The sequence below is a fragment of the Arthrobacter sp. TJ-265 genome (genome assembly GCF_058269135.1).
Genome location: NZ_JBZCND010000010.1, coordinates 1 through 6,345 on the forward strand (window position 1 = coordinate 1; position 6,345 = coordinate 6,345).

At 64.7% G+C, this 6,345-nt stretch carries 6 protein-coding genes; 3 read left to right on the forward strand and 3 right to left on the reverse strand.

Going from position 1 to position 6,345, the window contains the following annotated elements:
- Positions 1-355: 355 nt before the first annotated feature.
- Positions 356-1,129 (forward strand): ANTAR domain-containing response regulator, encoded by a 774-nt coding sequence (locus AC4D2E_RS17555; RefSeq protein ID WP_490911629.1) that lies wholly within the window; start codon positions 356-358, stop codon positions 1,127-1,129.
- 319 nt (positions 1,130-1,448) lie between these two features.
- Here AC4D2E_RS17555 and AC4D2E_RS17560 read toward each other — a convergent pair whose 3' ends face one another.
- Entirely contained in the window at positions 1,449-1,625 is a 177-nt protein-coding gene (locus AC4D2E_RS17560; RefSeq protein WP_490953461.1) for a CsbD family protein, read from the reverse strand.
- A 328-nt stretch (positions 1,626-1,953) separates the two neighbouring features.
- Between AC4D2E_RS17560 and AC4D2E_RS17565 the strand changes: the two genes are divergently transcribed.
- Both AC4D2E_RS17565 and AC4D2E_RS17570 read left to right on the forward strand, forming a co-directional pair.
- Complete coding sequence (locus AC4D2E_RS17565; protein ID WP_490911627.1) at positions 1,954-3,324, forward strand: hemolysin family protein; 1,371 nt, start codon at positions 1,954-1,956, stop codon at positions 3,322-3,324.
- A complete protein-coding gene (locus AC4D2E_RS17570; protein ID WP_490953462.1) occupies positions 3,317-4,363 on the forward strand; it encodes a hemolysin family protein in 1,047 nt (348 codons plus the stop codon). The genes AC4D2E_RS17565 and AC4D2E_RS17570 overlap by 8 nt, the downstream gene beginning before the upstream one ends.
- Before the next feature lie 117 nt (positions 4,364-4,480).
- Here the strand turns inward: AC4D2E_RS17570 and AC4D2E_RS17575 are convergent, their stop codons facing one another.
- The gene (locus AC4D2E_RS17575; RefSeq protein ID WP_490953463.1) at positions 4,481-5,764 is read right to left on the reverse strand and encodes a class I SAM-dependent methyltransferase; all 1,284 of its coding nucleotides are present in this window, start codon (positions 5,762-5,764) and stop codon (positions 4,481-4,483) included.
- Positions 5,765-5,977: 213 nt separating this feature from the next.
- A partial coding sequence (locus tag AC4D2E_RS17580) for a hypothetical protein (protein ID WP_490953464.1) occupies positions 5,978-6,345 on the reverse strand: 368 nt, incomplete at its 5' end.

A 6,345-nucleotide genomic window follows, 5' to 3' on the forward strand; every position in this document is an offset into this window, starting at 1 on the left:
AACCCGGAAGCTAAGACCCACAGCGCCGATGGTACTGCACCCGAGAGAGTGTGGGAGAGTAGGACACCGCCGGACAACCACTCACGAGCAAAGACCCCACCACGGTGGGGTCTTTCCTCGTTAACGGGATCTTCGTCGCTCGAAGTCCTCACCCTCACAGGAGACTCCTACCGCACCCGGCAACGGAGCGGGCTCCTCGCCAGGAGAACCGGGCAGGCAACGGCCCAACCCGAAGGAGTCGATTCCGATCCGTCGGTAAGGGGTCCATCCGGACCCCGCCGTTACATGATGACCATGCTTCCGTTTTCAGGCCACGCGAAGCATGCTGAGGTTACTGGCCAGGGAGGGAAGCGACGTGGAACAGTACGAGAGTGGAGGCGCGCCAGACGCGGTTGATCGGATCAAGGTCTATGCTCGGGGCATCTTTGAGGCAACGGCGGCGGCGTACTCGCTGATGGATCCCGAGTACGTCATCCTCGACGTGAATCCCGCGTTCGTCGATCTCGTGGGGATTTCCGCTACTGATCTCGTTGGGCGCCAGGCATTCGAGGTGTTCACCGAGAACCCGTCACAGGCAGGGCAGGAACCGGCCAGGGTCATGCGCGAATCGCTCGAACGCGTCAAGAAAACCGGGCAGAGGGACAGCCTGCTCCTCCACCGTTTCGACATCCCTGACCCTGCCCGCCCCGGCGCGTTCCTGGAGCGGTACTGGAGCCCGGTCAATAGCCCCGTCCTGAACGACGAGGGTCACGTGGTCGCTCTTCTGCAGGAGGTGCACGACGTCACCGAGCACCGCGAGGATCTCGTCCGTCTTCTGGCCTACCTCAGCGCTGACCCGGACGCGTCCGACGTCGACCGGAAACAGCGCTTCACCGAGTACTCGGCGGCGACCATGGTGACGTCCGGTCTCTATCGCTCCGCGCGCAAGGAGGTGGAGCAACTGCAGGAAGCCATGAGCTCTCGGGCCGGCATCGAGCAGGCCAAGGGCATTCTCATGGCCCAGCACCACTGCACCAGCGCAGAGGCTTTCCTCCGGCTGCAGAAGATGTCCAACGACACCCACGTCAGGCTGAAGGACGTCGCAGCCGCCATCCTCTACCAGGTGACAGCATCGCGCCACGGCGGATGACCACCACGCATCTCCCGCAGCGTGTCCTCGGACGGACCCGGCTCCCGTGCAGGCATGCGCACCAACTCATGCAAGTACCCATCAGCATCCCACCCGCTATCGATCCCGCGAGGACCGTTGATGGGCTCATCCGATATCCCGCCGTCGACGCGCCGATCCCGGTCGCCCCGACGACACCGTCGATTACGACGAGCCCGTTGACCACCCACCACAGGTCACGCCCATTGGGCAGGTGGGTTCGGAAGCTGGAAGGGGATGCACCGTATTCGGGCGCCTCCCCTTCCAGTCGTTCGGCGCCTCAGTCAGGCGGGTCGGCGAGTCAGCTCTTCCTGAGGGCATCCTTGATCTTCTCGCCGGCCTGCTTGAGATCACCCTTGGCCTGATCGCTCCGGCCCTCCGCCTTCAGGCTCTCGTCGCCGGTCGCGTTGCCGGCAGCTTCCTTGCCCTGGCCGCCGAGCTTCTGCGCGGCGTTTCCGATCTTGTCATCGAGTCCCATGATGCTCTCCTTGCGGTGGATGTCAGTGGTCGTGCGATCGGCGTCGTTGCCGATGGGCTCAGTCTAGGCATCCTCACTGCAGCCCGAAGGAGCAGACACCCGGCCAGGGGCGGGAGGCGCGGATCGTCGTGTCCCGCCACGGCGGAGACCCGCGTCGATGGCCGCGTTGTGCTGTCGGCGTAGGCCGGATGGGCATCCTCGGCCGGGAGAATAGGTGGCTGTTCGTTAGACTGGAGGGCATTATGGATGACCCCCCGACGCATAGACCCGTGCCCCTCACCTGCCTGAACACCGCTGTGTCGGCCGATCGAGGATGGGGGGCGGCACCGTGTACGAGTTAGTCATGATCGGCGTCGGCCTGGTTCTCACCGTCGGCACCGGCATGTTCGTGGCATCAGAGTTCGCGCTCGTGAACCTCGACCGCAGCGAACTCGAAGCCCGCGACGCGCGCGGCGAGAAGGGCTTGAAGCCCACCATCAAGGCCCTGAAGATCACGTCGACGCATCTTTCGAGTGCTCAGCTCGGGATCACCCTGACGACCCTGCTCACGGGCTACACGTTCGAGCCGGCCATCAGTTCCCTGCTGCGCGAACCCCTGCTCGGTGCCGGGATCCCGGAGGGACTCGTGCCCGGGATCGGAGCCGTCGTGGGCATCTTCCTCGCCACCGTGTTCTCCATGGTGATCGGCGAACTGGTCCCCAAGAACTTCGCGCTGGCCCTTCCCCGACAGACCGCGAAGTTCGTCGTCCCGTTCCAGGCCCTGTTCACCACCGTCCTGAAACCCGTGATCCTTCTGTTCAACAACACCGCGAACAGGATCATCCGCTCCTTCGGCATCGAGCCCAAGGAGGAACTGTCCGGCGCCCGCAGCGCCGAAGAGCTCAGCTCCCTGGTCCGCCGATCAGCCCTCGAGGGCTCCCTGGATCAGGACCACGCGGAACTGCTGCACCGCACCCTGCTGTTCTCGGACCATACGGCCGACGACGTCATGACCCCCCGCGTACGGATGACCTCCGTGCGGACCACCGACACCGCCGCGGAGATCGTCGCCACGGCCGTGACCACCGGGTACTCACGGTTCCCCGTCATCGGTGAGGACAACGACGACATCCGCGGCGTCATCCACCTCAAGCAGGCCTTCGCCGTGCCCCTGGACGCACGAACCATCACCACGGCCGGGAAGCTCATGGTCGAACCTCTCCGCGTGCCCGAGTCCATGAGCGTCGACAGCCTCCTGGGCCTGCTGCGCCAGCAGGGACTGCAGGTCGCGATCGTCACCGACGAACACGGCGGCACCGCCGGCATCGTCACCCTCGAGGACCTCATCGAGGAAATCGTCGGGGAACTCGAGGACGAACACGACCGCACCCGCGTGGGGGTCGTGCGCACCGGCAAATCGATCACGTTCGACGCGTCGTTGCGCCCCGACGAACTCAGGGAACGCACCGGCATCGACGTGCCCGAAGGCGAGGACTACGACACCCTCGCCGGATACATGACCGACGAACTCGACCGCATCCCCGAGCTCGGCGACGAAGTGGCCCTCAGCGACGGTGTCCTGCGCGTCGAACGGGTCCTCGGCGTCCATGTGGAGCGCATCCGCTTCACTCCGACGGATCCCTCTGATTATCCGCAGGACGCACAGAGCCGCCATGACCGCACCATCGACGAGCTGACGAAGGACCTGTCCCATGAGTGAGTACCTGCCCGGACTGATCTGGCTGGTCGTGCTTCTGGCCGTCAACGCGTTCTTCGTAGGGGCCGAATTCGCGGTCATCTCCGCACGCCGCTCCCAGATCGAGCCGCGCGCCGAGGAAGGCAGCAAGGCCGCGAAGACCACGCTCTGGGCGATGGAACACGCCACCCTGATGCTGGCCACCAGTCAGCTCGGCATCACCGTCTGCTCCTTGGTCATCCTCAACGTCTCCGAACCGGCGATCCATCACCTGCTCGAATACCCGCTGGCCCTGACCCCGATCCCACCCGAAGCGATCGGCGTGATCGCGTTCGTCATCGCCCTGCTGCTGGTCACATTCCTGCACGTGGTGCTCGGCGAAATGGTGCCGAAGAACATCTCGTTCTCCGTACCCACCAAGGCCGCCCTGCTCCTGGCGCCGCCCCTGGTCTTCGTCTCGAAGGTCGTCAGGCCGGTCATCTGGACGCTGAACGGGATCGCCAACGGCATTCTGCGCCTGTTCAAGGTCGAGCCGAAGGACGAGGCAACCAGCGCCTACACCCTCGACGAGGTCGCCACCATCGTCGAGCAGTCCACCAGGGAAGGCGTGCTCGCCGACGGCAGCGGGACCCTGACCAACGCCTTCGAGTTCACCTCGAAAACCGTCGCCGATGTCGAGGTCCCCATCCAGGACATCGTGCATCTCCCGGTGACCGCCAGCCCGGCGGACATCCAGTGCACCGTCGGGGAGCACGGCTACTCCCGGTACATCCTGACGCGCGACGGCGAACCGACCGGATACCTGCATCTCAAGGACGTCACGGACCTCTCCACCCCGGAGTCGTTCAACGCGCCGGTGCCCGCCAAGAGAGTCCGCAGACTCGCGTCCGCCTACTTCAGCAGCGACCTCGAAGACGCCCTGGCGACCATGCGCCGCACCGGCGCGCACATCGCCCGCGTCTTCGACGCCGAAGGAAACACCACCGGCATGCTCTTCCTCGAAGACATCCTCGAAGAACTCGTCGGAGAGGTCCAGGACGCCACCAGCGCCGCACAACGGTGAGCCTGCTGGCGCAGGCTTACGCACACTCAGAAGCCTGCGCCAGCACAACCGACCCTCCGACCAGTGAGCGGGAGAACAACACCCGGCCCGACGGACGGAGTACGTGGTGGGGCAACCTCACATCCACTCGCGGCGGCGCAAGAGGGGCTCCTCTCCTCCCGGACGTCGCACCAACACCTGATTCACCCCGTTCAGGCCCCGCTCGAATCCGAGTGCGCTCGACGCCATGTACAGCCGCCACACCCGAGCCCGCCCCTCGCTCGTGAGGCGTACCGCTTCGTCCCAGTTCTCCTCGAGGTTGTGCACCCAGGCCCGGAGCGTCAGCCCGTAGTGCCGGCGCAGCGCTTCAACGTCAAGTACTTCCAGCCCGGCCGACTCGAGTGCCTCGATCATGGCAGTGAGGCTGAGCATCTCCCCGTCGGGGAAGACGTAGCGGGGGATGAAGGAGTCCGGATCCGGAGGCATCTCACCAGCGTTCCAGGAAATCGCGTGGTTGAGCAGGCGGCCGCCCGGACGCAGCAGGCCGTAGAGATGGGAGGCGTAGTTGCCGATCTGGTGAGCGCCGACGTGCTCGGCCATGCCGATCGAGCTGATTGCGTCGAATGGACCGTCGTCGACATCGCGGTAGTCCTGAACCCGGATCTCGATGCGATCAGCGAGACCGGCGTCGGACACTCGCTTCCGCCCGAGATCCGCCTGCTCCTTCGACAGGGTGACACCGACGACGTCGACTCCGTAGTTCTGCGCTGCATGCAGTGCAAGACTGCCCCAGCCGCACCCCACATCCAGCACCCGCATGCCGGGCCGGAGGCCGAGTTTGCGGCAGACCAGATCGAGTTTCGCCTCCTGGGATGCGTCCAATCCGACGGTCTCGTCCTCCCAGACAGCGCAGGAATACACCATCGACGGCCCGAGCACGAGCGCGTAGAACTCATTGCCGACGTCGTAGTGATGCGAGATCGCCGCAGCGTCACGTTCCTTGGAATGCTTCCGTCCCGATCGGGTCACGTTCATCTCCTCGGGGGGCGGCGTCGGCGGAAGTCCCAGGGCGCCAACCCGAACTGCTGTACGGACCAGACGCACACGCTCACCGAACGTCGGTGGGCGGAAGGCCTTCACCTCAGCGAACTTGCCCACGGAGCTGAGGGTCGAGAAGCTCTCGAAGATGTCGCCGGCCCCGTCGATGTCCCCTGCGACATACGCACGGCTGAGCCCGAGCTGATTCGGCGACCACACCATTCGCCGCAAGCCCCTCCGGGAGCGGAAGTCGATCACCGGGGCACCGGGTGGGCCTGCTTCCGATCCGTCCCAGGCCCGGAGCCGCATCGGGATCTCGTCGGTGCCCAGAACGATACCCAAGGCTTCGGCCAACCGTGGTGCCACTCCTATTCTTCTGCCCATGCACCCTGTCTACTACGACTTGTTTATGGGGACCAGAGCACGATCGGCGTGAGGCGCCCCGTGCCCGCCTGCAGTCGTCCGGGGCAAGCTCGGGCGGAGGCCTTCTCCCAAAGGAGGCGGGGACAGCGACCGGGTCCTGAAGCCGGCGCTGCTGCGGGGGCTTCCCGTAGGCGTGGGTGGGTTTGTGATGGGGGCGAGGGTGTTGTACAGTTATCAAGTTGCCCCGGTGAGGGTGACAGACCCCCCAACTGAATGAAGCGGTTCTGGCACGTGTCCCATGTGCAAGATGTCGCTTCCTCCGGTGTCCTCGTACAGCTTCTGCTCGCGGATCGCGGTCCTGGTGTTAGAACCAGCCGAGATAGAGCGGATTTGTGGTTGCGGGGTGGGTGCGGGTAGGCTTGAAAAGTTGCTCCGGAGCGATGACATGATGGTTTGGTCGTGTTTGGTGCCGGTTGCTCCTGTTGTTTGAGAACTCAATAGTGTGCCAAGTTTGTTGATACCGATTGTTTTTTGATTGGTTGAATTTGCTGGTTGCTGCGCACCCCGTGTGTGGTGGCTGGTTTTTTTGGCTGGTTTCGAAT

What these genes read in the sequence shown, in the direction of transcription:
- AC4D2E_RS17570 (WP_490953462.1), top strand. Translation starts at nt 3,317, where the DNA reads ATGAGTGAGTACCTGCCCGGACTGATCTGGCTGGTCGTGCTTCTGGCC.
- AC4D2E_RS17560 (WP_490953461.1), bottom strand. Translation starts at nt 1,625, where the DNA reads ATGGGACTCGATGACAAGATCGGAAACGCCGCGCAGAAGCTCGGCGGC.
- AC4D2E_RS17575 (WP_490953463.1), bottom strand. Translation starts at nt 5,764, where the DNA reads ATGGGCAGAAGAATAGGAGTGGCACCACGGTTGGCCGAAGCCTTGGGT.